This is a genomic window from Dongia mobilis, from assembly GCF_004363235.1.
GTDB lineage: Bacteria > Pseudomonadota > Alphaproteobacteria > Dongiales > Dongiaceae > Dongia > Dongia mobilis.
The window spans coordinates 77,544-103,749 of record NZ_SNYW01000001.1; the positions used below are offsets into that span (position 1 = coordinate 77,544).

The following is a 26,206-nucleotide window of genomic DNA, read 5'->3' on the forward strand; positions in this document are numbered from 1 at the left end:
GGGGTGGGGAAATAGCCATGGCTGCCAATTTCAAGAACCCGGTGATCCGCTGGATCGATCACCGCCTGCCGGTCTTCTCGTACCTGCATCACGAGGCCAACGAATATCCGACGCCGAAGAACCTCAGCTACTGGTGGAACTTCGGGTCGCTCGCCGGCTTCATGCTGCTGGTCATGATCGTCAGCGGCATCTTCCTCGCCATGCAGTACACGCCGCATGTCGACCACGCCTTCAACTCGGTCGAGCGCATCATGCGCGACGTCAATTACGGCTGGCTGCTGCGCTACATCCACATGAACGGCGCGTCGATGTTCTTCATCGTCGTCTATATCCACATCTTCCGCGGCCTCTATTACGGATCCTACAAGGCGCCGCGCGAATTGCTGTGGCAGATCGGCGTGGTCATCCTGCTCCTCATGATGGCGACCGCCTTCATGGGCTATGTGCTGCCCTGGGGCCAGATGAGCTTCTGGGGTGCCACGGTCATCACCAATTTGTTCTCGGCCATTCCCTGGGTAGGTGATTCCATCGTCACCCTGCTGTGGGGCGGTTTCTCGGTCGACAACCCGACCCTCAACCGCTTTTTCTCGCTCCACTATCTGCTGCCCTTCGTGATCCTGGGCGTGGTCATGCTGCACGTCGTGGCACTGCACCGCTTCGGCTCCAACAATCCGATCGGCATCGATACCAAGGGGCCGCAGGACACGATCCCCTTCCACCCCTATTACACGGTGAAGGATCTGTTCGGCCTCGGCGTATTCCTGATCTTCTACGCCTACTGGGTGTTCTATGCCCCGGTGACGCTGGGTGATCCGGTCAACTTCGTTCCCGCCAACCCGCTGTCGACGCCGGAACATATTGTGCCGGAATGGTACTTCCTGCCGTTCTACGCGATCCTGCGCTCGATCCCGGACAAGCTGATGGGCGTCATCGCCATGTTCGCGGCGATTGCGGTGCTGTTCATCCTGCCCTGGCTCGACCGCTCGCCGGTCCGCTCGGGCGCCTATCGCCCGGCCTTCAAGCTGTTCTTCTGGATGCTGGTCTTCGACTGCGCGATCCTCACCATCTGCGGCAAGCATGCCCCGGACTGGATCTGGTCGCCGTTCTCGTTCTCGATCGCACCGGATACGGGCCAGGCCGGCATCAGCATCATCTCCATGGGTCAGTTGGCGACGACCTATTACTTCGCCTACTTCCTGGTGATCCTGCCGCTGCTCTCGATCTTCGAGAAGACCAAGCCTGTTCCCCTGTCGATTTCTCGCCCGGTTCTTGGTGCTGGTGGGGCTCACGCCTCCATTGCCCAAGCTCCCCAGCAGATGGAGAAGTTCTGATGAGTGCCGGTTCCCTCGTTCTCAAGGGTGTCACCGCGCTCGTCGGTATCACCGCGGTCCTCTTCGTCGCGGCGACACCCCATCACGGCGTCCATGTCGAGAAGGAATCCTGGTCGTTCCAGGGCTTCTTCGGCAAGTTCGACAAGGCCCAGCTGCAGCGCGGCTTCCAGGTCTATAACGAGGTCTGCGCCGCCTGCCATTCGCTCGACCTGGTGCATTACCGCAACCTCACCGAGATCGGCCTGACCGAGGCCCAGGTGAAGGAAGTGGCGGCCGCCGTCACCGTGGTGGACGCCATGCCCGACGAGAATGGCGATCCGGTCGAACGTCCGGGCCTGCCCTCCGACCCGTTCAAGGCGCCTTTCGCCAACGAACAGGCGGCGCGTGCCTCGAACAACGGCGCCCTGCCGCCGGATCTTTCGCTGATCGCCCGCTCCCGCGCCGGCGCCGGCTTCGGCGCCCATGAGGGCGCGGATTACCTCCATGGCCTGCTGACCGGTTACCAGGAGCCGCCGGCCGGCTTCGAACTGGCCGACGGCATGCAGTACAACGAGGGCTTCCTCGGCTTCCAGATTGCGATGCCCAACCCGCTCTCGGATGGCGGCGTCACCTATGCCGACGGCACCGAGGCCACGGTCGACCAGCAGGCCCGCGACGTTTCGGCGTTCCTGACCTGGGCGGGCGAACCCAATTACGAGAATCGCATCTATACCGGCATGAAGGCGATGCTGTTCCTGATCGTCTTCACCCTCATCGCCTATGCGGTGAAGCGCCGGGTCTGGGCCAAGATCCACTGAGATCCCGGCCGATACTCGTCTGAAACAACCGCCGTCCGGGGCCACCCGGCGGCGGTTTTTCTTTGCTCGCCCCTCGACCCCTGACCCCCACCGTTTACCATTATCGCAATTCAGGTTATGACTGATTCATCCTGAAGGGCGGGATGAATCAGGAATCGACAATGACGACCGGAGCGCTGCCGTTGCCGATTGCCGACAATGCCAAGCCCGTGCCGGCCATTGCGGGTATCGACCACCTGCTGATCGGCGTGCGCGACCTCGAGCATGCCGCGAGGCAATGGCGCCGCCTCGGCTTCCAACTGACGCCGCGCGGGCGCCATATCGGCTGGGGTACTGCCAATTACTGCATCATGTTCGAGGCCGACTACCTGGAGCTGCTGGGGATCGTCGATCCAGCGCAATTCACCAACAACCTCGACCGCTTCCTGGATACCCGCGAGGGGCTGATGGGCCTTGCCTTCGCGACCGGGGATACCGCGTCCTGTGCGGCCGATCTGCGCCGCGCCGGATTCCAGGTGGAGCCGCCGCGGCAGTTGAAGCGCGTCCTCGAACTGCCCGAGGGCGAGGTGCTGCCCGAATTCGGCCTCGTCATGCTGCCGCCGGCGGCGACGCCGGGTGTTGCCGCCTTCATCTGCCAGCACCTGACACCCGGACTGGTGCGGCGGCCGGAATGGCTGCATCACGCCAATCGCGCGCGCGGCATCGTCTCGCTGACCGTCGTGGTCGACAATCCCGCCGACACCGCCTTCGACTGGCTGCCGCTCTTCGGCGCCGACGCGGTGCAGACCGCCAACAAGGTGACCGTCATCGATACCGGCCACGGCCATATCCGCTTCACCACGGCGGACGGCCTCGCCCAGCTTTATCCCGCCCTCGAGCCGCTGCCCTCGTTCCCGACGCCCTGGATCGCCGCGATGAAGATCGCGGTGGCCGACAAGGCGCGCTGCCGCGACCACCTGCGCTTCGAGAATGTGCTGACCATCAAGACCGGCAAGGGCTGCCTGGTGCCGCCCGAGGAAGCCAACGGCGTCATCATCGAGTTCGTGGAAGAATGAGACAACCGGAAGCGACCGCGGGTGACGACGACCGCCTCTATCGAGATCCCGACCTTACCGATTTCTACGACCTCGAGAACGGCTGGGCGCCGGATACGGAATTTTGCCGCTTGCTCGCCGCCGATGCACGCGCCGTGCTCGACCTCGGCTGCGGCACCGGATTGCTGGCGGCGGCCCTCGCCGGCGCGGGGCGCGAGGTTGTGGGTCTCGATCCGGCCGCGGCCATGCTCGACGTGGCGCGGGCGCGGCCGGGCGGCGACAATGTCACCTGGGTCGAGGCGGATGCGCGCACCTTCCGCTGCGACCGCCGCTTCGATCTTATCGTCATGACCGGTCACGCCTTCCAATGCCTGCTGACGGATGCCGACCAGCAGGCCCTCCTCGCCACCATCGCGCATCACCTGACGCCGCAGGGCCGCTTTATCTTCGATTCGCGCAACCCCGCCCTCGCGGAATGGCGCGAATGGCTGCCCGACGAATCGCAACGCGTCATCGACCATCCCCGCTTCGGCGCCGTCACCGCCTGGAACGATGTCGCCCATGATGCGGCGACCGGCATCGTCACCTACTGGACCTATTACCGGATCGAGGCGACGGGGAAGGTGTTTTCGGCCGATTCCCGCATCCGCTTCACGCCGAAGGACGTGATCGCCGCCAATATCGCGGCGGCTGGCCTCGCGATCGATCACTGGCTGGGTGACTGGCAAGGCGGCCCCTGGCATGCGGGCGCCAGGGAGATCATCCCGCTGGGGCGGGCCGCCTGATCATGCTCAACCGCCGCTGCCCTTGAGGGCGCGGCGCAGGCGCTTGACACCAAGCCAGACGGCGCCCAGCACGATCGGCACGGCGATGGCTGCCAGCACCTTGTGGGCGTGGCCGTGATCGCCCGGGAACAAGCCTTCCGTCACCACCTTGAGGAGGCCGATCAGGTAATAGCTGATGGCAAAGACCGAGAGGCCCTCGACCGCCTCCTGGATCCTGAGCTGCACGCGGGAGCGGCTTTCCATGTCCTTCAGCAGCGCGCTGTTCTGGGCCTGCAGATTGACGTCGACCCTGGTGCGCAGCATGTCGCTGGCGCGGTCGATGCCGATCTCAAGCTGGTCCAATCGCCGGCCGAAGGCCTCGCAGGTGCGCATCGCCGGCGTGAAGCGGCGCTCGAGAAAGCTGGAGAGGCGCGAGAGTCCGTCAACGCGCCCCTCGCGGATGTCCTCGAGGCGCCGCGCCACCAGTTCCGCATAGGCTGCCGAGGCACTGAGGCGATAGCGCGTCGCCGTGCCGAGGCTGGCCGCCTCGGCGGCAAGCCGCGTCAGTTCGTTGAGCAGCCGGCGGTCGCCATCCTCGCTGCCGGGGGCCGGAATCCCCGCCTCGCCCGGTGCCGCGGTGCGCTCGATCAGCTGCCGCAGGCGCCCCTCAAGCCCGGCCAGGGCGCCGCCCTGGGCGCGGGTCAGCATCAATCCCAGCAGCGCCATCAGGCGATAGGTCTCGATCTCGAGGAGACGCTGCACCATGCGCCCCGCGCGGCCGCCGGTCAGGCCGCGGTTCACCATCAGCATGCGTCCGAAGCCAGCCGAATCGAGGCGGAAATCGGTCCACACATCGGCGGCACCATCGCCCACGCTGGAGGCCACCACGTCGCCGGACGGAAACAGCTGGCCGGTCTCGACCGGCCCGCCGGCACCACGGATCTCCAGGATGAAGGCGACCACGCATTGCCCGGGACATTGCGCCGCCAGTTTCAGCGCGTCCTCTGGCAAGGCGGTCCAGGCCGGTGCGCCGGGCGCGATATCGGGTCGCGGCATGACCAGGGTGTAGCTGGTGAATTCCGTGTGCAGTTCCCATTTCACCTGGGTTTCGCCGCGCGGCAGGATGCCGTAGCGGCTGGCCGGCCCGGGTGCCGGCGCGCCATGATGGCGGGCGAGGTCGGCGATGAATTTGAGGTCCGTGGAGACGCCGGGATCACCGGGATCCCTGAGGCAGGCAAGGTGCAGGACGAGAACCGGTCCGTCGATCCGCAGGGGCGGCCGCGCGTGAACCTCGTCGTTCAACTCCCGCCGCACGGGATGCTCGGTGAACATCGGCAAGGTCTCGATTCCCCTCCTGGACGAGCCGCCAGCCTAGCAGCTTCTGCCCGCGCTGGCCCGCGCCGAAAGAGGGCGCGTCCCCGGGCCCGTCAATCCTGGGTTACGCCGGGGAAGGGGGATTGGATCGGGTCTGAACCGGATTGCCGTCGCATGCGTGGTGCCGACTGCCGCGGAGCGGCAGGGAGGGAACGGGGCGCGGGGGAGGGAGGCGGGCCGCTCCCTTACACGTTGAAACGGAAATTGAAGATGTCGCCGTCCTGGACGAGGTAATCCTTGCCCTCCTGGCGGAACTTGCCGGCTTCCTTGACCGCCGCCTCGCCGCCCAGCGCGATGAAATCCTCGACCGACATGGTCTCGGCGCGGATGAAGCCGCGTTCGAAATCGGTGTGGATGACGCCGGCCGCTTCCGGCGCCTTGGCGCCATGGCGCACGGTCCAGGCGCGCGCCTCCTTCGGCCCGATGGTGAAGAAGGTGATGAGGTCGAGGAGCTTGTAGCCGGCGCGGATGACGCGGGCGAGGCCGGTTTCCTCGAGACCCAGCGTTTCCAGGAACTCCCTCTTTTCTTCCTCGCTGCCCAGTTGCGCCACCTCGGCCTCGATCGCTGCGGAGATGACGACGCTGGCCGCCCCTTGCGCCTTGGCCATCGCCTCGACCTTGCGCGACCACTCGTTGCCCGTGGCGGCGGCACTTTCCTCGACATTGCAGACATAGAGCACGGGCTTGCCGGTCATCAGCTGCAATTGCCGGAAAAGCGGCTTCTGCTCGGCGGTGAGGCTGGGGAGGACCGTGCGCGCCGCCTTCCCCTCGCGCAGGGCCGCCACGATCGGCGCCAGCAGGTCGGCCAGCGCCTTGCCCTCATTGTCGCCGATCTTGGCGCGCTTCTGCGCGTTCTCCAGCCGCTTTTCGACGCTCTCCAGATCGGCCAGCATCAGCTCGGTCTCGACCGTCTCGGCATCGCGGATCGGGTCGACCGAACCCTCGACATGGGTCACCTCGCCCTCGAAGCAGCGCAGCACATGGACGATGGCATCCACCTCGCGGATATTGGCGAGGAACTTGTTGCCCAATCCCTCGCCCTTGCTGGCACCGCGCACCAGGCCGGCGATGTCGACGAATTCCAGCTGGGTCGGAATGATCTTGGCGGATTTGGCGATCGCCGCGCATTTCTCCAGCCGCTCGTCAGGCACCTCGACGCGGCCCACATTGGGCTCGATGGTGCAGAACGGATAATTGGCGGCCTGTGCCGCCGCGGTCGCGGTCAGTGCGTTGAACAGGGTCGATTTGCCGACATTGGGCAGACCGACGATACCGCAATTGAAACCCATGGAATGCTACCTTCTAGTTCTTCTCGGTATCGTCGCCCGTCGGCCGACGATCCGTTTTCAGCGCTTCATCCTTCGGCGGCGGCGGGTTCAGCGCCAGGCTGACCCGGGTCATGAACTTGTTGTCCTCATGCGCGATCAGCAAGGGCAGGTTCTCGGCGCAAACCTGGTTGATCTCGTCCACCAGCGCGCGTTCTTCCTTGCCAAAATCCATCAGCACGAAGTTCTTCACCAGTTGCTTCACGCCGGGATGGCCGACGCCGAGGCGCACCCGCCAGTATTCCGGCCCGATATGGGCGTCGATCGAGCGCAGGCCGTTATGGCCGCCGGCGCCGCCCCCCTTCTTCACCTTGACCTTGCCCAGGGGCAAATCGATCTCGTCATGGATGACGATGATGTCGTCGGCTGCGAGCTTGTAGAACTGCATCGCCGCCTGCACGGCACGGCCCGATTCGTTCATGAAGGTGGCGGGGCAGAGGCAGATCGCCTTCTCGCCGCCGATATTGCCTTCCGCGACGCCGCCGTGGAAGCGTTCCCGCACCGGGCCAAAAGAATAGCGGCGGACGATCTCGTCCACCGCCATGAAGCCGATATTGTGCCGGTTGCCGGCATAGCGGGGCCCGGGATTGCCCAAGCCGACGATGAGACGCATCGCGGACCCCGCTGATCGAGCCGACTGGGCTTACTTCTTCTTGTCGCCGCCCTTGGCCGGGGCCGCCGCCGGGGCGGCACCCTTGGCCGGAGCCGCGGCACCGGCCGCCGGCGCTGCCGCCGCCGTCGCCGCTGCCGACTGGGCCTCTTCGGCCTCCGACTTCAGCGCCGAGGGTGCGGCAATGGTGATGACCGTGAAATCGCGGTCGCGGATCGCGGGCGTCGCACCGGCCGGCACATTCACCGAACTGATATGGACGCTGGCGCCCACTTCCAGGCCGGTCAGATCGACCTCGATCATCTGCGGGATCGAATCCGGCGAGCAGATGAACTCGATCTCGTGGCGCACGATGTTGAGCACGCCGCCGCGCTTCAGGCCCGGGGCGGCCGCCTCGTTGCGCACCACGACCGGCACGTTGACGTGGATCTTGGTGTCCTTGCTGACGCGCTGGAAGTCGACATGCAGCGTGCGGTCGGTGACCACGTCGAACTGCACGTCGCGCGGCAGGACGCGATGCTTGGTGCCGCCCACTTCCACGTCGAGCAGGGTCGCGAAGAAGCCCTTCTTGTGGATGTGGCGGTCGATCTCCTTGGGATCGAGGGTGATGAGGGTCGGTTCCTTCTTGTCACCATAGATAACGGCGGGCACTCGACCGGCACGACGTGTGGCGCGGGCGGCCCCCTTCCCGGCGCGGTCGCGAAGCTCCGCGCTGACGGACTGAACTGCGGACATTATTGTCTCCTATCGTTCGCAGTTTCCGATCGCCGGACCATCCGGCGGTCGACCGGTCGGCCTCCAGGGGTGCCGGACCGGATTTGAAGATCGCATCCCTCTTCAGTCGAAGAGCGACGAGACCGACTTCTCTTCACTGATGCGCGCCATGGCCTCGGCCAAAAGCGGCGCGATCGTCAACTGGCGCACCGTCTGCGACACGCGCACGGCTTCGGTGGCCTGGATGGAATCGGTGATGACCAGGCTCTCCAGCGGCGAGGCGGAGACGCGGGCGACTGCCCCGCCCGAGAGCACGCCATGGGTCACATAGGCGGCGACCGAGAGCGCCCCCTGTTCCTTTAGCGCCACGGCGGCGTTGCACAGCGTACCGGCGGAATCGACGATATCGTCGACCAGGATGCAGCGCTTGCCCGCGACATCGCCGATGATGTTCATGACCTCGGAAACGCCGGCGCGCTCGCGCCTCTTGTCGACAATGGCGAGATCGGCATCGAGCCGCTTGGCGAAGGCGCGGGCGCGCACCACGCCGCCGACATCCGGGCTGACGATGCAGAGGTTGTTGCCGGTACCGAAGCGCTCCTTGATGTCCTTGGTGAGGACGGGGGCGGCGAACAGATTGTCGGTCGGGATGTCGAAGAAGCCCTGGATCTGCCCGGCATGGAGATCGACGGTGAGGACGCGATCGGCGCCCGCCGTGGTGATCAGGTTGGCGACCAGCTTGGCCGAGATCGGCGTGCGGGGACCGGATTTGCGGTCCTGGCGGGCATAGCCGTAATAGGGGATGACGGCGGTGATGCGGCGCGCGGAACCGCGCTTCAACGCATCGATCGAGACCAGCAATTCCATCAGATTGTCATTGGTCGGGAAGGAGGTCGGCTGGACGATGAAGACGTCCTCGCCGCGGACGTTCTCGTTGATCTCGACGAACACTTCCATGTCGGAGAAGCGCCGCACGCTGGCATTGACCAGCGGCAGGTTGAGATAGGCCGAAATCGCCTCCGCCAGGGGCCGGTTGCTGTTGCCGGTAAGGATCTTCATGCTGCGCCCGTTCATCCCGCATCCTGCGGCCGCTCGGGCATCCTTGCGCCGCTCGGCCCCATATCCCATCTGCTGACTGACCCCCGGCATGCCGCATCCGGTCTTGCGCCGTCTGCTCGCGGAACCTGCCAAAGTCAAAATCACCCCTCCCCGATCCGCCGTCAGTCAACTGGGCGGGGGGTCAAAAGGCGCGCGGAATGTATCAGCGCCCCCCGGCCCCGGCAAGGCTGGCGTGGGGTTGGTTGTCACCCACTTATCTATTTGAAATAACTAATAAAATATCCAGAACATGGCAGCCCTGCGACAGCGCATGGCAGGGGCCGGCGGATTTCCGCCCTAAAGCACCAGCAAAATCATGATGAAGGCAATGGCCAGCCCGGCCATCACCACGGTCACATAGGGCATGGATCTCTCTCCGGAACCGGCCCCAGGCCTAGGCGCTGGAGCCGGGTCTGGCAAGTGACCAAATAGCGTGACGCCAATCTGGCTCGACCTCAGCCGCCGCCTTTGACATGCAGCACGGCCGCGATCCGGACCGGCTGGGTCAGGTGGAACCAGTTGGGCGAGGTCTTCATCACCTGGGCGTGGATCTCGCGAAAGGCGGCGGTATCGGCATCGCCCGCGATTTCGATCCTGAGGTTGATTTCCGGGGCACCGGCCGGAATGCCGGGCTCGCCGAAAAAGCCCCTGAGATCGAGTGCCGCTTCGCTTTCGATCCGCAGGTGGCGCAAGTTGATGCCACGGAGTGCCGCACCGGCGACATAGCCCACACCCATGCAGGCATTGAGGGCTGCCAGCAGCAATTCCTGCGGGTTGGGTGCGGTATTGCCGCCCAGCAACTCGCCGGGCTCGTCGCTGAGGATGGTGAAGTCGCGGTGGATCCGCTGCCCCGCCAGGTCATAGCCGGTGACCCGGCTGCGGCTCTGCGTGCCGCTCACCCAATCGGTGGCGACGGCAAAACGGACCTGCGCATTGTTCGAATCCGCCGCGATCTGCGCCCGGTTGACGGACAGCGCCGCCAGGTCGAGGCCGTTGATGACGGGGCCGTTCAGGTTGCGGGCGGTCTTCGTGGCGGTCCCCGCGGTAGTCAGGGTGCTGGTGTTCATCTGATGTCCTCAAGTGGTGAAACCGGAGCTCGTCGCCGGTCCGGCTTCCCTAGCGCCTTGGCCCGCCTGGCCGCTGTGAAGCACTTCACACCCGCCAGAAGGGCTGCGTTGCCTCGCGTTCCGCATCGGCGCGGCTGATGCCGATATCCTTCAGCAGCGCATCGCTGAGACCGGCCAGCTGGCGCCGCTGGCGCGCCCGTTCGCGCATCGCCAGCAGGCGGGCGAAGATGCGTGCGAGGATGGCCAAGGCGGCGGTGTTGCGTCCCGCCGGGGTCGACATCGTGAACATGGTTCGTCTCCTGGTTTTCGGTTCGGGTCCCGGTCCATTGAGCCAGCTTCCCGGTCCAGGATGCTTAGATGCTGGTCGAAGCGCCTTCTATCCGCTTCCGGCTGCCGATTCTTGCGGGTCGCCATGGCGGAATTCTTGGCGTTTCTTGGCATTCGTTTGTGCCCACTCTGTCACAGCCATGCGACTTGTGACCCGCACCCGGACGGGGTAGAAAATGGCTCCCTTTTCGGAGACGGACATGCGCCGATTTCTTGCCCCATTGCTTGCGTCCGGCCTGGTCCTGGCGGCCCATGCCGTCCCGGCCGCCGCGACCGATTACCTGGCCGGGATCAGCGACCTGCCGCTGCCGGACGGCATCAAGGAGGAGGCCGAGAAATCGACCGTGTTCGATTCCGTCATCGGCCGCATCGTCACGGCCTATGCCAAGGGGCCGGGCAGCGCTGATTCCGTGCATGATTTTTACGAATCGACCCTGCCGCAGCTGGGCTGGGACGAGACCGACGAGGGCAATTGGCGGCGCGAGAACCAGGTCCTCAAGATCGACGTGCTCGGCCCGGAAGCGGGACCGGTCACCGTCACCTACACGCTGTCGTCCGACAACTGAACCTTCCGACAACCGAGCCATCGCGGAGTTCCATTCATGTCTTTCGCCACCATCGAGCTTGCGCGCGAGGGGCGCGTCGGCATCATCCGCCTCAACCGGCCGCAGGCCCTGAATGCGCTTTGCGACCAGCTGGTGGCGGAATTGGGGTCGGCGCTCGACGATCTCGAGGCCGATGAGAATATCGGCGCCATCATCCTGACCGGTTCCGAGAAGGCCTTCGCCGCCGGCGCCGACATCAAGGAAATGCAATCCCGCGGTTTCGTCGACGTGCTGGTGACGGATTTCATCAGCAAGGGTTGGGAGCGTGTCGCCACCTGCCGCAAGCCGGTGGTGGCGGCGGTCGCCGGCTTTGCCCTGGGCGGCGGCTGCGAGATGGCGATGATGTGCGACATCATCATCGCCGCCGAGAATGCGAAATTCGGCCAGCCGGAAATCACCCTCGGCATCATTCCCGGTGCCGGCGGGACGCAGCGCCTGACCCGCGCCATCGGCAAGGCCAAGGCGATGGACCTCGTCCTCACCGGTCGCATGATGGATGCGGCCGAAGCCGAGCGGTCGGGCCTCGTCGCCCGCATCGTTCCGGCGGAGAAACTGATGGAGGAGGCGCTGGCGGTGGCCAGCAGGATCGCCGGCTTCTCGCTCCCCATCGTCCTCATGGCCAAGGAATCGGTCAACCGGGCCTTCGAATCCTCTTTGGCCGAGGGCATCAAGTTCGAACGCCGCCTGTTCCACGCCGCCTTCGCCACCGAAGACCAGAAGGAAGGCATGGCCGCCTTCGTCGAGAAGCGGAAACCCGCCTTCAGGCATCGCTGAGGCGGCAACTGCTGCCAACGGTGTGGCAGCAGCCGGATCCCTGGCCATTTTCAGACGCCGCAGCTTCCGCTATCTGCTTGACCTCCACGGAAAGGGAGGCGGGCGATGGCCGAGCCGCTGAAGGAAATGTTCAACAGGCAGGCGGTCGACTGGCTGGCGGCACGCCTCGCCGCGGCGGCACCCGGATTCCCGCGTGCAAAATTCGTCCGGGCGATTGTCGCCGATCTGCCGGCACTTGAACTCATCGCCCGGGTCGACCGCATCGCCGGCGAGATGCGCCGGCACCTGCCCGATGATTTCAGGCAGGCGGTGAAAATCGTCGCAGCGGCGCTGGGCGAGCCATCGCCGCCCGGTGACGGCACCGATTTCGGTTCCTTCCGCGTGCTGCCCTGCCACCGTTTCGTGGCGCTGGCGGGGCTCGATCATCCGGACCATGCGCTGGCCTATTTCCGCGACGCGACCCGGCATTTCTCGGGCGAATTCGATGTCCGGCCCTTCATCCAGCGGGACCAGGCGAAGGTCCTCCGCGTCATGCGGGATTGGGCCGATGACAAGGACTGGCGCGTGCGGCGCCTCGCCTCCGAAGGTTCGCGGCCGCGCCTCCCCTGGGGCCTGCGGCTGCAGGGCCTGGTCCAGGACCCGGCGCCGATCTTCCCCATCCTCGAGGCACTGCGCGACGATTCCATCGAGGCGGTGCGGCGCTCGGTCGCCAATTCGGTCAACGACATCGCCAAGGACCATCCCGACCGCGCGGTCGCGCTGATCGCCGCCTGGCAAGGCGCGGCATCGCGGGCGCCCCTCATCCGCCATGCGCTGCGGCATCTGGTGAAGCAGGGTCATGACGGGGCGCTTCAACTCATGGGCGTTGATCGCAAGGCGCGTTTTGCCGTCGCCGATCTGGCGCTTGATCGCGGGCGCGTCCGCATCGGCCAATCACTCGGCCTATCGCTGACGCTCCGCAACGCGGGCAGAACGACGGCCCGTGCCATCCTCGATTACGCCGTGCATCACCTGGGCGCGCGCGGCGAACTCCGGCCCAAGGTTTTCAAATGGCGCGAGGTGGAACTGGCGCCCGGCGACAGCATTCGTCTCGAGCGCCGCCACAGCCTGAAGCCGGTGACGACGCGGCGCTATTACCCGGGAGCCCACAAGCTCGACATCCGCGTCAACGGTCGCATCCTGGCCGAAGCCGCCTTTCATCTCGGCAAATGAAAACCCGGCGCCGTTGCCGGCGCCGGGTCCTTCGGCACTGAACTGGGTCTACACAGGGTCTACTGCGTCAGCTGGTCGAGCGCACCAAGGCGCAGGAACTGCGTTTCGCCCGGCGCATCCGAGAGGCCGTCATTGTCGATCACGGCATAGACCTGGCCGCCCCTGGTGACGGTGAGGCCCTCGATCTTGTCGGAGATCCAGCCCTTGCCGGCGAGCATCAGCGGCAGGGCATCCAGCACCACCTTCTTCCCAACCACCGGCAGGGTCTCGCCCAGCGGCTTCGGGTCGACGCCGGCCAGGTCGATGGTGGTGATCAGCTTGAGCGCGGCATGAACGCCGGGCTGGTTGTCGCGCTCGATAAGGGCGAAGCGCAAGCCGCCGAGATGCGTGATCTCCGAAAGGCCGACCCAGCCGCCATTTCCCGATTTCGGCGTCTCCAGCGGATAGTGGACATAGGACCAGCTCTTCGTGGCCGGCTCATGGATGGCGAGTTTCACCAGACCCTTGGGGTCGTCCTTCCATTCGCGCTGCACGGCGAGGATCAGTTTCTCGCGGCCGTTCTCTTCCCAGGCAGCAATGCCTTCCAGGCCGAAGCGTACCGCCTGCGCGACCAGCGCCTCGGGCAGCTGGATCTCTTCCAGCACATTGCCCGCGCCGTCGACCTTCAGCAGATAATTGTTGATCTCCTTATCGGGATTGCCTTCGGAGGCCAGCCAGAAGCCGCCATCCTTTGCGAGCGCGATGCCTTCGAGGTCGTAGCCAACGGGCTTGCCGTCCTTTTTGATGTCGATGGCGCGGGTGATGCGTGCCGGCGTCGCGGTGGCATCGAGCGCATAGATCCGGCTGACGCCATAGATGCTGTCGCTGACCGCATAGAGCTTCCCCTCCGCCACGGGATCGGCAGCAAGGCCGGACAGGGCGCCCCAGCCGATCGGGGCATCCGTCGCCGGATCGATGGCCGAGATGATTGCCGGGGCGAAAGGCCGGGCAGCATCGCGGGCATAGAGGCTGACGCTGGCGCGCACATTGTCCTCGGCGCTGTCGGTTTCCGAGGCGACGGCGAGGAGACCGCGCCCCGGGATCGCCACGGCACCCTCGGGACCCACCGCGGTCGGCAGCATCTGCAGGAATTCCGGTGCTGCGGCGCCGCCCTTGTCGCGATAGACGGCGACGAAGTTGCCGCGCTCCGCCAGGACGAAGATCAGCGTCTCGTCGCCGAAACGGCCGATTTCCAGCCCTTCCGGCTCCACGCCCTTGCTCTTGGCGCGCTTCACCGGAAACTGGCCATTGGCCATGGCAAGGTGTTCCAGCATGCTGCCGGATTCGAACAGGACCTTGCCGCTCTTGTCGAAGATGGTGAAGCTGCGCGAGCCGCCCTGGTAATCGCCTTCATTGGCGGTGACGAAACGCTCATTGTCCAGCCAGCCGATCGCATCTGGCTCGCGCAGCACGCCCTGCCTGCTGTCGATGGCGGCAATCACCTTGTCATCGTTGGCGTCGATCCCGGCGAGGTCCACGGCGCCGGCCGTGAAATGGGTGACGACCTTGGCCGATTTCAGGTCGATGAGGGTGATGTGGTTGTTCTCCTGCAGGGTGACCGCGGCGATATTGTCGGCGTTGATGTCGACGAATTCCGGCTCCGGGTCCTCGCCCGCCGTCGCGGCAAGACCGGTCAAGTCGATGATCGTGGCGGCGTCGCAATTGGCCGGCATGCCGTCGGCACCCAGCGCGAAGAGCGCCAGATGCCCGGCCGGCAGCTGCGGCAGGGCGCCGTCATTCAGTTCCTCGTCGCGCTCGTTCTCGACCACGACGGCGAGATAGGCCTTGTCCGGGCTGATGGCGACCGAATCCGGCTGGCCGCCCACATCACAGCTGGCCTTGATGCTGCGGCTGGCAAGATCAATCACCGCGACATGTCCGCCAGGCTTCACATAGGATTCGCTGGTGTTGATTCCGGCCAGGGCGATATTGCCGATCACCGCGACCGAGGTCGGCTCGCCGCCCATGTCGAGGCGCCCGGTGAATTTGGGTGCCGCCAGATCGGCAATATCGACAAAGCCCAGTGCCCTGCCTGGGCTGTCCGTATAGACGAGGCCCATGCCGTCCGCCGTTGCCGCGATGATCTCGGCCGCCGTCTCGGTCGCGGGGTCAGTGCCTGCCGGCAGGTTGAGGAAGACCGGCAAGGTCGCCTGGCGGCTGAAGTATGTGTCTTCCGCCAGGGCGGCGCCCTGGGCAAGGCACAAAATCATGGCCGTGCCGGTGGCGAGGCGGAGAAGACGGCCCGCCGGCTGCCGGCTGCTTGTCGCTGCGTGTCGCATATCGCAATCCCGGAATTTGGTGTGAGTCTGAAGGCGTTGCCGGCTGCGGCCGGCAGCGAATGGACCGTCACGCTTAGGCTGCGGAGATGACCGTTTCGCGTCGGGGCGGCGAATTTTCCGTGATGGCAGGCCGGTCGCCGGCCGGTGCCGAAGCGGCTGTATATGGGCCCAAGGGCCGGATGCTGCGCCGCAACAAGTACCGGCGCCAATATTCGCCACTGCGAGGATGTGTATTTTATCGAGTTATTTCACAGAATTGGGCGACAATGTTGCCTGGGGCTGCACCTTTCTACTTGCGTCTTTTCAGGGATTTTCTATCCTGTCGGGGTCATTCTGCTCCGCGCTTGCCGACCTGCTACGCCCTCCGGGTGCCCAGATCGCGTCATTCCGAGACTCAGTCTGATGCGCTGCTCATGGGAGTGGCGCCACCCAACGTTAAGATGGAGGACAGAAATGCCGGTCGGCACTGTCAAATGGTTCAACAACACCAAGGGTTATGGCTTCATTCAGCCGGAAGCCGGTGGCGCGGACGTGTTCGTGCACATTTCGGCGGTCGAGCGCGCCGGTCTCGGTACCCTGAAGGACGGCCAGAAGGTCTCCTACGAGGTCCAGACCGATCCCAAGCGCGGCAAGAGCTCGGCTGAGAACCTGAAGGCGGTCTAAGGACCACCTGATCTGGTTCCAGATCGCCGGATTCCAGAATTCTGGGTTCCAGGAAGGGGCGCCGGTCATCCGGCGCCCTTTCTCTTTCTGGCGTTTCTTCCACCCGGTTTCACGGCCCATGGCCGCGCCCCACTCCAGCCGGTTATTCTGCCGCAGCCGAGCGGGTGCCTATTTAAACCAATTGCTAACGATCTTGCGGCAGGGTGCAATCTGTCGGATCGTGGCCTGCAACCGGGGCCGGCGGTCCCGGGAAGGTTCAACATGCAGGCCCAGATGGCAGCTCAGAATGCGCCCGCTTCGCCACGCTTCACATTGCGCAACATGCATGTGATGGTCGACGGCAAGCCGCATCCGATCGTCAACATGAACATCCAGGAAGTGCTGATCGGCGGCCTGCCGGACTGGATGGCAGCCGGCCAGCGGCTGGAATTCTCTTTCGTCATCACGCTGAAGGATTGGGAGCGTTCGCTGCCGACCTATGGCGTGGTGATAAAGAACGACAGCGCCGGCCTTGATGTGCGCTATACGCCGCCGCTGCCGTCCTGGCGCAACATCCTCATGAAGCTGCTGACCGAGGATTCGCGCGGCCAGAAGTAGCGCAGCGGCAGCGCTCGCCTCACCGGCTCTCGGTCGATCCCGGCGCCTTTGCCCATCTGGCGGCGGCGGCATCGTCGCTGTCCCGGGCTTCCACCCAGCGCTGCGCATTGCCGTCATCCTCGATCTTCCAGAAGGGTGCCCGCGTCTTCAGCCAGTCGATGAGAAAGGCGCAGGATTCGAGTGCCGCCGCCCGATGTGCCGAGGCGGTTCCCACCAGCACGATGCGGTCGCCGGGCAGCAGGCGTCCATAACGGTGGATGACGAGGCAGGTTTCGAGCGGCCAGCGCCGCATCGCCTCTTCGGCGATGGCGGTCAGCTGCTTCTCGGTCATGCCGGGATAATGCTCCAGCGTCATGCTGGATTGGCCGCGGCCATGCGGCGCCACATCGCGCACCAGGCCGACAAAGCTGGCGATGCCGCCGATTCCGGTATTGCCGGCGGAGAGTGCTGCCAGCTCGGCACCGACATCGAAATCCGCCTCCTGCACCCGGATCGTCAGTGCGGGCGCGGTTGCCGCGGCGGGCATCTCAATGGCCGCCCGTTACCGGCGGAAACAGGGCCACTTCGTCACCGGCCGCCAGCGGATGGTCGAAATCGACATATTCCTGGTTGACCGCGACCTTGACCACGCGGCGCTCCTTGAGGGCGGTGGCGAAATTGTCGCCGCGCCGCTCCAGCCAGTCCAGCAGGTCGGACACCTTGCGGACCTCGGCGGGCGGGGCAACCACTTCTTCGGCCATGCCGATCCGGGCGCGGATCCAGGCGAAATAAAGCATCTTCATGCGCCATCATTTAGTCCGGCGGGGATCATTCGTCCAGCCCGCGCCGGATCACGGCAACCAGAATTCGCGGAAATGCGCCGGTCCGATCTTGCTCGGGCTGCCCTGGGCGAGTTCGTAATAGGCCAGCAGGACGAGATGGCTGACGCGCCTGCCATTCGCCGAAAGCGGCAGGCCGAGACGCTGCACCCGCCGCACCAGGCGCGGCTTGATATAGGCGGCAACGTCCAGGAAATGCCCGATTCCCTCATCCGCCATGCGCCCGAGGGCGGCGAAGATGCGGGCCGAATGAGGTCCCCAATCGAGATCCTCGAGATAGGTGCCGGCGAGGGAGCGACCATAGGCGGCCTCGACCCGCGTTCCCGCGAGGCGCACCTTGAGCCGCCGCGGCGCCTCGCCGATTTCGATCAGCCAGAGATTGGGCAGCAGGCCCGGCAGGTCGCAGGGATCGAAAGCGGCGCGGCTGGCCCATTTTTCCTGCCCGCGGGCAGCCTCGACCACGGCCAGCAGCCGGCCGAATCCGGGATGGCGGCGCAGATCCGCCGCGTCCCGAATCTCGCCGTGGCGCATCATGCCAGGTTGCGCCATGCCACTACCCGTCATGCTTCCACCTTGCTTGCGGTTCCAGCCGACCCTTGGCTAACGTGCCACTTTCCGTCACGGGAGCCAGAGTCATGCCGGTCATTATCTATCACAACCCCAAATGCAGCACCTCGCGCAAGGTGCTGGGCTGGCTCGAAGAGAAAGGGCTCAGGCCCCAGGTGGTCGAATATCTGAAGACGCCGCCGGACAGCGCCACCCTGCAGAAGATCCTGAAGCAGATGAAGGCGCGGCCCCATGACATCCTGCGGCGCAAGGGCGAGGCCTATGAGGCCCTGGGCGATGCAGAGAAGCTCGGTGATGCGGCGCTGCTGGCGCGCATGGTGGCGGAGCCGGTCCTGATCGAACGGCCGATCGTGGTGAGCGGAAAGGGCGCCGTGCTGTGCCGCCCGCCGGAAAGGGTCTGGGATCTGCTGGGTTAGGCCGGTTGGGCTGTTGAGCCGGAAGGTGGCTGCCGACGCGGCAGAATCAGGGTGACGGTGGTTCCCCTATTTGGCGCGGAATCGATCGCAAACCCGCCGCCATGCAATTCCACCAGCGAGATGACGATGGGCAGGCCGAGCCCGGTCCCGACCTGGGCATAGGGGCTTTCCGTCGTTACCTGGCCGAAGGGCTGCAGCGCCACCTCGATCTGCTCCGGCGACATGCCGATGCCATTGTCGGCGACGATAATTTCCACGCCGTCCTCGCGCAGCGCCGCCCGGATGGAGACCTTGCCGTCGCGCAGGGTGAACTTGACGGCGTTGCTGAGCAGGTTCAGCACCATCTGGCGCAGGCGCAGGTGATCTGCCTCGATGCGCAGCGCCGGATCGAGCCGGGCGGTCACCTCGACGCCGCGCCGGTCCGCCAGCGGCGCCACGATCGGCAGGCAAGCCCGGATCAATTCGCCGACATCGACGGTTTCGTATTTCAGTTCCAGCCGCCCCGCCTCGACCTTGGACAGATCGAGGATGTCGTTGATGAGAGCCAGCAGATGCTTTCCGGCTGAATGGATGTCGCCGGCATAGCGCTGGTAGCGCTCGCGTCCGGCGGCGCCGAAGAGATCGTCGCCGATGATCTCGGAAAAGCCCAGGATGGCGTTCAAGGGCGAACGCAATTCGTGGCTCATGCGGGCCAGGAAGTCGCTCTTGGCGCGGTTTGCGGTGATCGCCATCTGTTGCTGGCGCTGCAATTCGCGATTGAGCAGCAGCATCTCCGACGCCTGGGCACGCAGCTGGTTGGTGACTTCCGCCAGTTGGCTCTCGCGCGCCTTCTGCGCCGAAATGTCGACGATGGAGGAGAGCAGGGCGAGAACGCCGTCGAATCTGGTCGGCTGGCCGGAGAGCAGGCCCCAGAAATGCTCGCCCCGGGCCGAGACGAAGGCGATCTCGCGGTTGCTTACCCTGCCGGTTGCCGCAAGCTCGCGCAGCAGATCGCGCCGGGCGGACGGATCGGCGTAATAGCGGGCGCTGAGATGCGGGGCTTCCGGCGAGCCGGCGAGATCCACCTCCGAGCCCAGGGCGAAGAGCCGGCGTGCTGCCGCGTTGACGAAAAGGACGGCGCCGTCTTCTCGCCCCGTGATGACGATCGGCGTTGCCACGCATTCGAGCAGGGCGGAACTCTGGCGTGTGATCGTTGCGATCGCTGCCGCGCCATGGCCACCCGGCGGCGGCGCCTCGGGGTGGCCATCGCTGAAATCGATCCGGCGGGTTGCGGAAAGGGGGTGCATGGCAGGCAAGTCTAGAATCTTTTGCCTTCAAGACCAGTTAACACATGATCACATACACACACATGAATGTGTCTATTTCAAAAATTGGGATCGCGGCGAAAGCAGAAGACCGGCCGCAAGATGCTGGCTTTGCGGCACCGCATTGGCTAGGTTGTCGCCCGATCGCAGGATGGGAAGCCGGTGCGGCCGCCAGGGTAAGCGAATGGCGGGCAATTCCGGCGCTGCCCCCGCAACTGTAGGACCTCGATCCCAAATAGTGGGGATCGGCGGGCCGGGTCAACAAGCCACTGGCGCAAGGCGCCGGGAAGGCGGCCCGGTCGATATGGGTCGAGCCAGGAAACCTCGGCGATGGGCGGATTTTCGGCAACGACCTCGGAGGGAGGGTTCGCGCCATCATGGCTCGAAGACAAGGACATGGCGCCGGCCAGACCGGATTGATCACGCCGCTGCCGGCCGTGACCCTCGTTCTGGGTGGCGCGCGCTCCGGCAAGAGCAGCTATGCCGAAACCCTCCTCGATTCGCATATCGGCCGCCGCGTCTATGTCGCCACCGCCGAAGTGCGCGATGACGAGATGGCCGAGCGGGTGAAACTGCACCAGGCGCGGCGCGATCCCGATTGGGGGCTGGTCGAGGAACCGCTGGCGCTGGCCGACCGCCTGGTGGCGGAAACAGAGAAGGGAGCGGCGGTTCTGGTGGATTGCCTGACCCTCTGGCTCACCAATGTAATGCTGGCGGAGCGGGACGTGGCCCGGGAATGTGCCGATCTCGACGCGGCACTCGGCCAATGCGGCGGCCCGGTCATCCTGGTCGCCAACGAGGTCGGCCTCGGCATCGTGCCGGACAACCGCCTCGCCCGCGATTTCCGCGACCATGCCGGCCGCCTCAACCAGCGCATGGCGGCGCGGGCCGATCATGTCGTCTTCATTGCCGCGGGCCTGCCGCTGGCGCTGAAGAGATAGAAACGAAAAATGCAAGGATCCAGCATGTCAGCAAGCACCGGAAAAATCCCGGCCACCATCGTCACCGGCTTCCTCGGCGCCGGCAAGACCAGCCTCATCCAGCATCTGCTGAAGAATGCCGGTGGCAAGCGCCTCGCCCTCATCATCAACGAGTTCGGCGAGCTTGGTGTCGATGGCGAGATCGTCAAGGGCTGCAGGATCGAAGGCTGCCCCGAGGAGAACATCGTCGAACTGGCCAATGGCTGTATCTGCTGCACCGTCGCCGACGATTTCCTGCCCACCATGAAGGCGCTGATCGATCGTGGGCTCCCGCCCGACCACATCGTCATCGAGACGTCCGGCCTGGCGCTGCCCAAACCGCTGGTGAAGGCGTTCAACTGGCCGGAGATCCGCACCCGCGTCACGGTCGACGGTGTCGTCGCCGTGGTCGATGGCCCGGCCGTCGCCGCCGGCCGCTTTGCCGACAATCCGGCGGCGGTGGATGCGCAGCGCAAGCAGGATGACGGCCTCGACCACGAAAGCCCCTTGGCCGAACTGTTCGAGGACCAGATCAACTGCGCCGACCTCATCATCGTCAACAAGGCGGACCAGATGTCGAGCGTCGAGCACGAGGCGGCGCAGGCCCATATCATCAAGGAATTGCAGCGCCCGGCGAAGATGATCACGGCGCGCTTCGGCGAGGTGGACCCCCGCGTGCTGCTGGGCCTCGACGCCAAGGCCGAGGACGACCTCGCCGCGCGCCCCTCGCATCACGAGCTCGAGGGCGAGGATCACGATCACGACGATTTCGAGAGCTTTCATGTCGACGTGCCGGAACTGAGCTCGCCGCAGGAATTGCTGGGCAAGCTGGCCCCTGCCATCGCCGCCCATGATATCCTGCGCGTGAAGGGTTTCCTGGCGGTGGCCGGCAAGGAGATGCGCCTGGTGCTGCAGGGCGTCGGTTCCCGCCTGCAGCATTACTACGACCGACCCTGGGAAAGCCACGAAGGCCGCCGCGGCCAGATCGTCGTCATCGGCCTCAAGGGCCTCGACCGCGCTGCCATCACGGCGGCGATCGCCGCCTGACATCATGCACCTCCTTGCCGCCAAGCCCGGAACCATCAGCGATGGCGGCGAAGCCGTCGATCTCGGCCAGTCGCCGGCCGAGATCGTGGTGCTGAGTGCGGCCGATACCGAGCTGGCCTGCCTGGCCGCGGCCCATGCCGCCCTGCCGGAGCCAAAGCCCAGTTTGCGCCTCGCCAATCTCCTCCAGCTGCAGCACAACATGTCGGTCGACCTCTATCTCGACCAGGTGATTGCCGACGAGGTGAAACCGGCCAGGCTGGTGGTGCTGCGCCTGATCGGCGGGCAGCGCTATTGGCCCTATGGCGTCGAGCAGCTGGCACTGGCCGCGCAGGCGCGCGGCTTCCATTTCGCCTGCCTCTCCGGCGACGACCAGCCGGACCCGGAACTGGCGCGGCATTCGACCTTGCCGGCCGACGCGGCGCATCGCCTGTGGCAATACCAGGTCCATGGCGGCCAGGCGAATGCCGAGAACTTCCTGCGCTATGCGGCGCATCTCGTCGGAAAAGAAGCGGCCGGGAATTCAACCTGGGACGAGCCGCGCCCGCTGCTGCGCGCCGGGCTCTACTGGCCCGGCGCCAATGTGCTGAGCTGTGCCGACCTGCAGCGCCACTGGTTGCCCGGTCGCCCGGTGGCCGGCATCGTGTTCTACCGCGCCCTGCTGCAGGCCGGTACCACCGCGCCCATCGATGCGCTGATCGCCGCCCTGCTGGAACGCGGCCTAAACCCGCTGCCCGTCTTCGTCAATTCGCTGAAGGAGGCGGCGGCGGCCGACCTCATCCGCGATCTTTATGCCGGAACGGCGCCCGATCTGACGCTGAACTGCACCGGCTTTGCGATTTCGCAGCCGGGGGCGGCGACATTCTCGACGCCCTTCGACGGGGCGGACCATCCGGTCCTGCAGGTGGCGCTTTCCAGCGAGAGCGAGGAGACGTGGCAGTCAGGATCGCGCGGCCTCTCGCCGCGCGACCTCGCCATGCAGGTGGCGCTGCCCGAGCTCGACGGGCGTATTCTCGCCCGCGCCATTTCCTGGAAGTCGGCCGCGCGCTATGACGCCGCCACACAATGCACCATCGTGGCACCCAGCCCGCGGGCCGATCGGGTGGCCTTCGTCGCCGATCTCGCCGCCCATTGGGTCAGGCTGCGGCGCACCCCGGCGCCGGAGCGGCGCGTCGCCTTGGTGCTGGCGAATTATCCCAACAAGGACGGCCGTGTCGGTGCCGGTGTCGGCCTCGACACGCCGGCCGGCACCATCGCCGTGCTGCAGGCGATGCGCGCAAGCGGCTATGCGCTGCGCGATATCCCGGCGGATGGCGATGCGCTGATGCGTGCCCTGCTTGAACGCATACCCCGCTTTGCGCTGCCGGTTGAGGAATATCGCCGCTGCTTCGCGACCCTGCCGGAGAAGCTGCAGCGCGAGGTGACCGCGCGTTGGGCTGCGCCGGACCAGGACCCGCATGTCGCCGACGGCGCCTTCCAAATCTCCTTGCTCGATCTCGGCCATGTGCTGGTCGGCATCCAGCCTTCGCGCGGCTATGACGTCGATGCCGTCGCGACCTATCACGATGCCGATCTGGTGCCGCCGCATTACTACTTCGCCTTCTATCTCTATCTCCGCAGCCATTTCGGGGCCCATGCCTTCGTCCATATGGGTAAGCACGGCAATATGGAATGGCTGCCGGGCAAGGCGCTGGCGCTTTCCGCCGCCTGTTACCCTGAGGCCGTGTTCGGTCCGGTGCCGCATCTCTATCCCTTCATCGTCAACGATCCCGGCGAGGGCGCCCAGGCCAAGCGCCGCGCCCAGGCCGTCATCATCGACCACATGACGCCCCCGCTGACGCGCGCCGAGAGTTATGGCCCCTTGCGCGATCTCGAGCGGCTGGTGGACGAATATTTCGAGGCGGCCCAGGTCGATCCCCGGCGCTGCGTCGATCTCAAACGCCAGATCCTGGACCTTGCCATATCGAGCGGCCTTGCCGCCGATTGCGGCGTCCTGCCGGAGGACGATACCGAGACCGCACTGGCCAAGCTCGACAACCATCTGTGCGAACTCAAGGAGGCGCAGATCCGCGACGGGCTGCATGTGTTCGGCGAGGCGCCCAGTGGCGCCATGCTCGACGAATTGCTGGTGGCCCTCACCCGCCTGCCGCGCGGCAAGGATGAGGGCGGCGGGCAATCGCTGATCCGTGCGCTTTCCCGTGATCTCGCGCTGGATTTCGATCCGCTCAACGCGGCGCTTGGCGAAAAATGGCAAGGACCGCGGCCGGCGGCGCTGCAAGCCGTGAGCGCCGATTCCTGGCGCCTCGCCGGCGACACGGTCGAGCGGCTGGAATTGCTGGCGCTTGCCCTTGTCTCCGGCAAAACGGTGCCGGCAGCGGATTGGGCGAACACGCAGGCCGTGCTTGCCTTCATCGCCGACGATCTCAAGCCCAGGGTGAGCGGCTGCGGCGCCGCCGAAATCGCCAACCTGCTCCGCGGTCTCGACGGGCGCTTCGTGCCGCCGGGCCCCTCGGGGGCACCCACCCGCGGGCGCCTCGATGTGCTGCCCACGGGGCGCAATTTCTTTTCGGTCGATACCCGTTCCGTGCCGACCCAGACCGCCTGGGCGCTGGGCTGGCAATCGGCCCTCCTGGTGCTGGAGCGCCACCGCCAGGAACACGGCGCCTGGCCGCGGGCGATCGTGCTTTCCGCCTGGGGCACGGCCAACATGCGCACCGGCGGCGACGACATTGCCCAGGCTCTCGCCCTGATGGGTGTCAGGCCGACCTGGGATCCCGGCGGGTCGGGCCGCCTCAACGGTTTCGAGGTCATGCCCTTGTCCGTGCTGGGACGGCCGCGGGTCGATGTCACCCTGCGCGTCTCCGGCTTCTTCCGCGACGCTTTCCCGGCGCAGATCGATCTCTTCGATTCCGCCGTGCGTGCCGTCGCCGACCTCGACGAGCCGGACGACCAGAATCCGCTGGCGGCAAGGGTGCGCGCCGAGCGCGCCGCCCTCATGGCCGATGGCGTCGCCGAGAGCGAGGCAAGCCGCCGCGCCGGCTACCGCGTCTTCGGCTCGCGCCCCGGCGCCTATGGTGCCGGCCTGCAATCCCTCATCGACGCGCAGGGCTGGCAGGAAACCGGCGATCTCGCCCGCGCCTATCTCGCCTGGGGCGGCTATGCCTATGGCGCCGGGGTGGCAGGGGTGGCCGAGCAGCAGGGCTTTGCCCGCCGTCTCGGCGGCGTCGAGGCCGTCCTCCACAACCAGGACAATGCCGAGCATGACCTGCTCGATTCCGACAATTACTGGCAGTTCGAGGGTGGGCTTGCCGCCGCGGTGACGCATCTGAGCGGCAAGAGGGCGGTGGTCTGGCACAATGACCATGCGCGGCCCGAGGCCCTGCGCGTGCGCGCTCTCGACGAGGAGATCGCGCGCGTCGTGCGCGCCCGCGTCGTCAACCCGAAATGGATCGGCGGCGTCATGCGCCACGGCTACAAGGGCGGCTCAGAAATGGCGGCGACGGTCGACTATCTCTTTGCCTATGCGGCGACGGCGAATTGTGTCGCCGCCCATCATTTCGATGCCGTCTATGCCGCCTATCTCGAGGACGACGAGGTGCGCGGCTTTCTGGAAGATCACAACCCGGCAGCCCTGCGCGAGATCGCAGCCAGGCTGCTGGAAGCGCAAAGCCGGGGCCTCTGGCAGGCACGGTCGAACTCGGCCGGGCGCAATCTTGCGGCCTGGGCGGAAGGGAGTGCAGCAGCATGAATACCGAAAGCGAAGACCTGAACGCCAAGGCCAATGAAAAGGCCGCCCGCCGCAAGGAAGCGCGTGACCGCATGATGGCCTCGAAGACCCAGGAGAAGGGCCTCGTCATCGTCCATACCGGCAAGGGCAAGGGCAAGTCGACCGCAGCCTTCGGCATGGTGCTGCGCTGCCTCGGCCACGGGCTGAAGGTGGGCGTGGTGCAGTACATCAAGGGCAAGTGGGATACCGGCGAGCGCACCATCCTGGAAAAATTCCCCGATCTCATCGAGATCAAGGCGCTGGGCGAGGGCTTCACCTGGGAAACCCAGGACCGAGCCCGCGACATTGCCTTCGCCCGCGCCGCCTGGGACGAATCGAAGCGCATGATGAATGACGACAGCTTCGATTTCGTTCTGCTGGACGAGATCAACATCGCCCTGCGCTATGACTACCTGCCGGTCGAGGAGGTGGTCGAATTCCTCAAGGCCAAGCGCCCCTCGCTCCATGTCGTCCTCACCGGCCGCAATGCCAAGGACGAGATCATCGCCATCGCCGATCTGGTCACCGAGATGGAGATGGTGAAGCACCCCTTCCGCGACGGGGTGAAGGCCCAGGCGGGGGTGGAGTTCTAAACTCGTGCAACCTCTTGGGCTGCCGCACCCCCTCACCCCAACCCCTCTCCCGCGAGGGGAGAGGGGCTACGAGCGTGGGGTGCAACATTCATCAGTTTTGATGATCGTCGCCGTCGAAGCCTCCGTCCC

General features: G+C 65.8%; 26 protein-coding genes and 1 riboswitch. Of the genes, 14 read left to right on the forward strand and 12 right to left on the reverse strand.

Annotated elements, in window-relative coordinates; all coding sequences use genetic code 11:
- Nucleotides 1-17 precede the first annotated feature (17 nt).
- From A8950_RS00385 to A8950_RS00400, 4 genes are all read left to right on the forward strand, one after another.
- Nucleotides 18-1,331, forward strand: a complete 1,314-nt coding sequence (locus A8950_RS00385; protein WP_133611503.1) for a cytochrome b — start codon at nucleotides 18-20, stop codon at nucleotides 1,329-1,331.
- Nucleotides 1,331-2,128, forward strand: a complete 798-nt coding sequence (locus A8950_RS00390; protein WP_133611504.1) for a cytochrome c1 — start codon at nucleotides 1,331-1,333, stop codon at nucleotides 2,126-2,128. The genes A8950_RS00385 and A8950_RS00390 overlap by 1 nt, the downstream gene beginning before the upstream one ends.
- Nucleotides 2,129-2,289: 161 nt before the next feature.
- The gene (locus A8950_RS00395) at nucleotides 2,290-3,183 is read left to right on the forward strand and encodes a VOC family protein (protein ID WP_166644917.1); all 894 of its coding nucleotides are present in this window, start codon (nucleotides 2,290-2,292) and stop codon (nucleotides 3,181-3,183) included.
- Nucleotides 3,180-3,947: a class I SAM-dependent methyltransferase gene (locus A8950_RS00400; protein WP_133611506.1), complete on the forward strand. Its 768-nt coding sequence runs from the start codon at nucleotides 3,180-3,182 to the stop codon at nucleotides 3,945-3,947. The genes A8950_RS00395 and A8950_RS00400 overlap by 4 nt, the downstream gene beginning before the upstream one ends.
- Before the next feature lie 6 nt (nucleotides 3,948-3,953).
- Here the strand turns inward: A8950_RS00400 and A8950_RS00405 are convergent, their stop codons facing one another.
- From A8950_RS00405 to A8950_RS00435, 7 genes are all read right to left on the reverse strand, one after another.
- Nucleotides 3,954-5,258 (reverse strand): DUF3422 family protein, encoded by a 1,305-nt coding sequence (locus A8950_RS00405; protein ID WP_133611613.1) that lies wholly within the window; start codon nucleotides 5,256-5,258, stop codon nucleotides 3,954-3,956.
- Between the two features lie 227 nt (nucleotides 5,259-5,485).
- Entirely contained in the window at nucleotides 5,486-6,589 is a 1,104-nt protein-coding gene (gene ychF / locus A8950_RS00410; protein ID WP_133611507.1) for a redox-regulated ATPase YchF, read from the reverse strand.
- 13 nt (nucleotides 6,590-6,602) lie between these two features.
- Nucleotides 6,603-7,238: an aminoacyl-tRNA hydrolase gene (gene pth, locus A8950_RS00415; RefSeq protein ID WP_133611508.1), complete on the reverse strand. Its 636-nt coding sequence runs from the start codon at nucleotides 7,236-7,238 to the stop codon at nucleotides 6,603-6,605.
- A 30-nt stretch (nucleotides 7,239-7,268) separates the two neighbouring features.
- Nucleotides 7,269-7,970 carry a 50S ribosomal protein L25/general stress protein Ctc gene (locus A8950_RS00420; RefSeq protein WP_133611509.1) on the reverse strand — a complete coding sequence of 234 codons (702 nt, stop codon included), beginning with the start codon at nucleotides 7,968-7,970 and terminating at the stop codon, nucleotides 7,269-7,271.
- A 102-nt stretch (nucleotides 7,971-8,072) separates the two neighbouring features.
- Nucleotides 8,073-9,008 carry a ribose-phosphate pyrophosphokinase gene (locus tag A8950_RS00425; RefSeq protein ID WP_133611614.1) on the reverse strand — a complete coding sequence of 312 codons (936 nt, stop codon included), beginning with the start codon at nucleotides 9,006-9,008 and terminating at the stop codon, nucleotides 8,073-8,075.
- A 494-nt stretch (nucleotides 9,009-9,502) separates the two neighbouring features.
- Nucleotides 9,503-10,114: an OsmC family protein gene (locus A8950_RS00430; RefSeq protein WP_133611510.1), complete on the reverse strand. Its 612-nt coding sequence runs from the start codon at nucleotides 10,112-10,114 to the stop codon at nucleotides 9,503-9,505.
- An 85-nt stretch (nucleotides 10,115-10,199) separates the two neighbouring features.
- On the reverse strand, nucleotides 10,200-10,403 hold the full coding sequence (locus A8950_RS00435; RefSeq protein ID WP_133611511.1) for a DUF1127 domain-containing protein: 204 nt from the start codon (nucleotides 10,401-10,403) through the stop codon (nucleotides 10,200-10,202).
- Nucleotides 10,404-10,641: 238 nt separating this feature from the next.
- Between A8950_RS00435 and A8950_RS00440 the strand changes: the two genes are divergently transcribed.
- From A8950_RS00440 to A8950_RS00450, 3 genes are all read left to right on the forward strand, one after another.
- A complete protein-coding gene (locus A8950_RS00440) occupies nucleotides 10,642-11,007 on the forward strand; it encodes a hypothetical protein (RefSeq protein WP_133611512.1) in 366 nt (121 codons plus the stop codon).
- 36 nt (nucleotides 11,008-11,043) lie between these two features.
- Nucleotides 11,044-11,820 (forward strand): enoyl-CoA hydratase, encoded by a 777-nt coding sequence (locus A8950_RS00445; protein ID WP_133611513.1) that lies wholly within the window; start codon nucleotides 11,044-11,046, stop codon nucleotides 11,818-11,820.
- Between the two features lie 105 nt (nucleotides 11,821-11,925).
- Complete coding sequence (locus tag A8950_RS00450) at nucleotides 11,926-13,032, forward strand: DNA alkylation repair protein (protein WP_133611514.1); 1,107 nt, start codon at nucleotides 11,926-11,928, stop codon at nucleotides 13,030-13,032.
- 59 nt (nucleotides 13,033-13,091) lie between these two features.
- Here the strand turns inward: A8950_RS00450 and A8950_RS00455 are convergent, their stop codons facing one another.
- Complete coding sequence (locus tag A8950_RS00455; protein WP_133611515.1) at nucleotides 13,092-15,350, reverse strand: esterase-like activity of phytase family protein; 2,259 nt, start codon at nucleotides 15,348-15,350, stop codon at nucleotides 13,092-13,094.
- 453 nt (nucleotides 15,351-15,803) lie between these two features.
- Between A8950_RS00455 and A8950_RS00460 the strand changes: the two genes are divergently transcribed.
- Entirely contained in the window at nucleotides 15,804-16,013 is a 210-nt protein-coding gene (locus tag A8950_RS00460) for a cold-shock protein (RefSeq protein WP_133611516.1), read from the forward strand.
- A 261-nt stretch (nucleotides 16,014-16,274) separates the two neighbouring features.
- The gene (locus tag A8950_RS00465; RefSeq protein WP_133611517.1) at nucleotides 16,275-16,610 is read left to right on the forward strand and encodes a hypothetical protein; all 336 of its coding nucleotides are present in this window, start codon (nucleotides 16,275-16,277) and stop codon (nucleotides 16,608-16,610) included.
- A gap of 19 nt (nucleotides 16,611-16,629) precedes the next feature.
- Here the strand turns inward: A8950_RS00465 and A8950_RS00470 are convergent, their stop codons facing one another.
- Genes A8950_RS00470 through A8950_RS00480 form a run of 3 tightly spaced genes read right to left on the reverse strand, consistent with a single transcriptional unit; the run spans nucleotide 16,630 to nucleotide 17,977 of the window.
- Entirely contained in the window at nucleotides 16,630-17,109 is a 480-nt protein-coding gene (locus tag A8950_RS00470; protein ID WP_133611615.1) for a molybdenum cofactor biosynthesis protein MoaE, read from the reverse strand.
- A 28-nt stretch (nucleotides 17,110-17,137) separates the two neighbouring features.
- Nucleotides 17,138-17,392, reverse strand: a complete 255-nt coding sequence (gene moaD, locus A8950_RS00475; protein ID WP_133611518.1) for a molybdopterin converting factor subunit 1 — start codon at nucleotides 17,390-17,392, stop codon at nucleotides 17,138-17,140.
- 48 nt (nucleotides 17,393-17,440) lie between these two features.
- Nucleotides 17,441-17,977: a PAS domain-containing protein gene (locus A8950_RS00480; protein WP_166644918.1), complete on the reverse strand. Its 537-nt coding sequence runs from the start codon at nucleotides 17,975-17,977 to the stop codon at nucleotides 17,441-17,443.
- Between the two features lie 86 nt (nucleotides 17,978-18,063).
- On the opposite strand from A8950_RS00480, the gene arsC reads away from it, so the two are divergent.
- Entirely contained in the window at nucleotides 18,064-18,411 is a 348-nt protein-coding gene (arsC, locus tag A8950_RS00485) for an arsenate reductase (glutaredoxin) (protein WP_133611520.1), read from the forward strand.
- Here the strand turns inward: arsC and A8950_RS00490 are convergent.
- Nucleotides 18,408-19,697: a sensor histidine kinase gene (locus tag A8950_RS00490; RefSeq protein ID WP_133611521.1), complete on the reverse strand. Its 1,290-nt coding sequence runs from the start codon at nucleotides 19,695-19,697 to the stop codon at nucleotides 18,408-18,410. The genes arsC and A8950_RS00490 overlap by 4 nt on opposite strands.
- A 141-nt stretch (nucleotides 19,698-19,838) precedes the next feature.
- A riboswitch (cobalamin riboswitch) is annotated at nucleotides 19,839-20,058 on the forward strand.
- Between the two features lie 34 nt (nucleotides 20,059-20,092).
- Here A8950_RS00490 and cobU point away from each other — a divergent pair.
- From cobU to cobO, 4 genes are read left to right on the forward strand one after another with little or no spacing between them, the layout of a single operon-like run.
- Nucleotides 20,093-20,656, forward strand: a complete 564-nt coding sequence (gene cobU, locus A8950_RS00495; protein WP_133611522.1) for a bifunctional adenosylcobinamide kinase/adenosylcobinamide-phosphate guanylyltransferase — start codon at nucleotides 20,093-20,095, stop codon at nucleotides 20,654-20,656.
- 24 nt (nucleotides 20,657-20,680) lie between these two features.
- Nucleotides 20,681-21,721, forward strand: a complete 1,041-nt coding sequence (gene cobW / locus A8950_RS00500; protein ID WP_133611523.1) for a cobalamin biosynthesis protein CobW — start codon at nucleotides 20,681-20,683, stop codon at nucleotides 21,719-21,721.
- Between the two features lie 4 nt (nucleotides 21,722-21,725).
- On the forward strand, nucleotides 21,726-25,466 hold the full coding sequence (cobN, locus tag A8950_RS00505) for a cobaltochelatase subunit CobN (RefSeq protein WP_133611524.1): 3,741 nt from the start codon (nucleotides 21,726-21,728) through the stop codon (nucleotides 25,464-25,466).
- Nucleotides 25,463-26,077 (forward strand): cob(I)yrinic acid a,c-diamide adenosyltransferase, encoded by a 615-nt coding sequence (gene cobO / locus A8950_RS00510; RefSeq protein WP_133611525.1) that lies wholly within the window; start codon nucleotides 25,463-25,465, stop codon nucleotides 26,075-26,077. The genes cobN and cobO overlap by 4 nt, the downstream gene beginning before the upstream one ends.
- Nucleotides 26,078-26,206: the final 129 nt, after the last annotated feature.

Bases quoted from the DNA above. Each gene is read 5' to 3' on its own strand.
- A8950_RS00385 (WP_133611503.1), top strand. From the start codon at position 18: ATGGCTGCCAATTTCAAGAACCCGGTGATCCGCTGGATCGATCACCGC.
- pth (WP_133611508.1), bottom strand. From the start codon at position 7,238: ATGCGTCTCATCGTCGGCTTGGGCAATCCCGGGCCCCGCTATGCCGGC.
- A8950_RS00450 (WP_133611514.1), top strand. From the start codon at position 11,926: ATGGCCGAGCCGCTGAAGGAAATGTTCAACAGGCAGGCGGTCGACTGG.
- A8950_RS00395 (WP_166644917.1), top strand. From the start codon at position 2,290: ATGACGACCGGAGCGCTGCCGTTGCCGATTGCCGACAATGCCAAGCCC.
- A8950_RS00460 (WP_133611516.1), top strand. From the start codon at position 15,804: ATGCCGGTCGGCACTGTCAAATGGTTCAACAACACCAAGGGTTATGGC.
- ychF (WP_133611507.1), bottom strand. From the start codon at position 6,589: ATGGGTTTCAATTGCGGTATCGTCGGTCTGCCCAATGTCGGCAAATCG.
- cobW (WP_133611523.1), top strand. From the start codon at position 20,681: ATGTCAGCAAGCACCGGAAAAATCCCGGCCACCATCGTCACCGGCTTC.
- A8950_RS00490 (WP_133611521.1), bottom strand. From the start codon at position 19,697: ATGCACCCCCTTTCCGCAACCCGCCGGATCGATTTCAGCGATGGCCAC.
- cobN (WP_133611524.1), top strand. From the start codon at position 21,726: ATGCACCTCCTTGCCGCCAAGCCCGGAACCATCAGCGATGGCGGCGAA.
- A8950_RS00440 (WP_133611512.1), top strand. From the start codon at position 10,642: ATGCGCCGATTTCTTGCCCCATTGCTTGCGTCCGGCCTGGTCCTGGCG.
- A8950_RS00405 (WP_133611613.1), bottom strand. From the start codon at position 5,258: ATGTTCACCGAGCATCCCGTGCGGCGGGAGTTGAACGACGAGGTTCAC.
- A8950_RS00420 (WP_133611509.1), bottom strand. From the start codon at position 7,970: ATGTCCGCAGTTCAGTCCGTCAGCGCGGAGCTTCGCGACCGCGCCGGG.
- arsC (WP_133611520.1), top strand. From the start codon at position 18,064: ATGCCGGTCATTATCTATCACAACCCCAAATGCAGCACCTCGCGCAAG.
- A8950_RS00390 (WP_133611504.1), top strand. From the start codon at position 1,331: ATGAGTGCCGGTTCCCTCGTTCTCAAGGGTGTCACCGCGCTCGTCGGT.
- cobU (WP_133611522.1), top strand. From the start codon at position 20,093: ATGGCTCGAAGACAAGGACATGGCGCCGGCCAGACCGGATTGATCACG.
- A8950_RS00430 (WP_133611510.1), bottom strand. From the start codon at position 10,114: ATGAACACCAGCACCCTGACTACCGCGGGGACCGCCACGAAGACCGCC.
- A8950_RS00465 (WP_133611517.1), top strand. From the start codon at position 16,275: ATGCAGGCCCAGATGGCAGCTCAGAATGCGCCCGCTTCGCCACGCTTC.
- A8950_RS00445 (WP_133611513.1), top strand. From the start codon at position 11,044: ATGTCTTTCGCCACCATCGAGCTTGCGCGCGAGGGGCGCGTCGGCATC.
- A8950_RS00425 (WP_133611614.1), bottom strand. From the start codon at position 9,008: ATGAAGATCCTTACCGGCAACAGCAACCGGCCCCTGGCGGAGGCGATT.
- A8950_RS00480 (WP_166644918.1), bottom strand. From the start codon at position 17,977: ATGGCGCAACCTGGCATGATGCGCCACGGCGAGATTCGGGACGCGGCG.
- A8950_RS00435 (WP_133611511.1), bottom strand. From the start codon at position 10,403: ATGTTCACGATGTCGACCCCGGCGGGACGCAACACCGCCGCCTTGGCC.
- A8950_RS00455 (WP_133611515.1), bottom strand. From the start codon at position 15,350: ATGCGACACGCAGCGACAAGCAGCCGGCAGCCGGCGGGCCGTCTTCTC.
- A8950_RS00400 (WP_133611506.1), top strand. From the start codon at position 3,180: ATGAGACAACCGGAAGCGACCGCGGGTGACGACGACCGCCTCTATCGA.
- cobO (WP_133611525.1), top strand. From the start codon at position 25,463: ATGAATACCGAAAGCGAAGACCTGAACGCCAAGGCCAATGAAAAGGCC.
- moaD (WP_133611518.1), bottom strand. From the start codon at position 17,392: ATGAAGATGCTTTATTTCGCCTGGATCCGCGCCCGGATCGGCATGGCC.